Here is a 759-nt window from a genome sequence, read left to right as displayed (position 1 = left end):
TTTCTTATCCATAGGAAAATAAAAAATTCAAAAAAAGCGATAAGTGTTGCTGTGAGGACCAATGCAAAAAGTGCGGACTCTTGATTGTCGCGTATAACAGGTTTAGCGGTTATATTTAAAAACTCCATGATACAAATAACAACTATTGTTATGAAAATTGCTGATGAAATGATGAACAATGGAGGAATAAAATTTTCAGATATCATCTCTTGCTTTTTATTCATTTTGTTAACGTAACATTTTTTATTATTGTTTGGACATAAACTCAAAGAAAAATATTCCTTATTTCCATCCGAAAAAAAAAGCCATATATTTAAATTTCTATCAGTTTAAATTAGAAGAGCTACCTGCCTATGCTTATGAAAAATGTTTTCACATTCCTTCGGCATCTGCAGATAACTCTTAGACCACACTTATTATACTAATTACATGGCTAAGGCAACGCTCATCGCTGCAGCACCTTCAACAGCGAGAACTGCGCCGGCGATTGTAATGGGCGTACCCATTCCAGCTGCCGCGAGACCAGTTCCTATAACGGCTGCAGCAAACCCCGCGAAAAACAAGTTTGCGTCCACACCACCACTAACGTCATCGATTTCAGCTACCGTAAGTTCATGCATCATCACCCTCCATTTTTGGCTATCAAAAAAGAAAAGTGAATAGTGAATAGTGAAAAATTCACCGTAAATAGTTTATTTTTACTTCGGTGCCTCGTCAAGAATTTTGAACAACTTAATGGATCGTCGCAAGCGACGATGG

At 37.0% G+C, this 759-nt stretch carries 2 protein-coding genes; both read right to left on the bottom strand.

Translation table 11 applies throughout. From position 1 onward, the window contains the following. Positions 1–224, bottom strand: a 224-nt coding sequence (locus QN359_RS19785; protein WP_323493630.1) for a hypothetical protein, incomplete at its 3' end; no start/stop codon positions are given. A gap of 201 nt (positions 225–425) precedes the next feature. Next, on the bottom strand, positions 426–620 hold the full coding sequence (locus QN359_RS19780) for a hypothetical protein (protein WP_323493220.1): 195 nt from the start codon (positions 618–620) through the stop codon (positions 426–428). Between the last annotated feature and the right edge of the window lie 139 nt (positions 621–759).

The organism is Undibacterium sp. 5I2 (assembly GCF_035019605.1).
In the GTDB taxonomy this organism is placed as follows: Bacteria; Pseudomonadota; Gammaproteobacteria; order Burkholderiales; family Burkholderiaceae_D; genus Undibacterium.
This window is presented reverse-complemented; position numbering and strand designations above follow the sequence as displayed.

Coding starts and splice junctions, on each gene's coding strand:
- QN359_RS19780 (WP_323493220.1), bottom strand. CDS start 620: ATGCATGAACTTACGGTAGCTGAAATCGATGACGTTAGTGGTGGTGTG.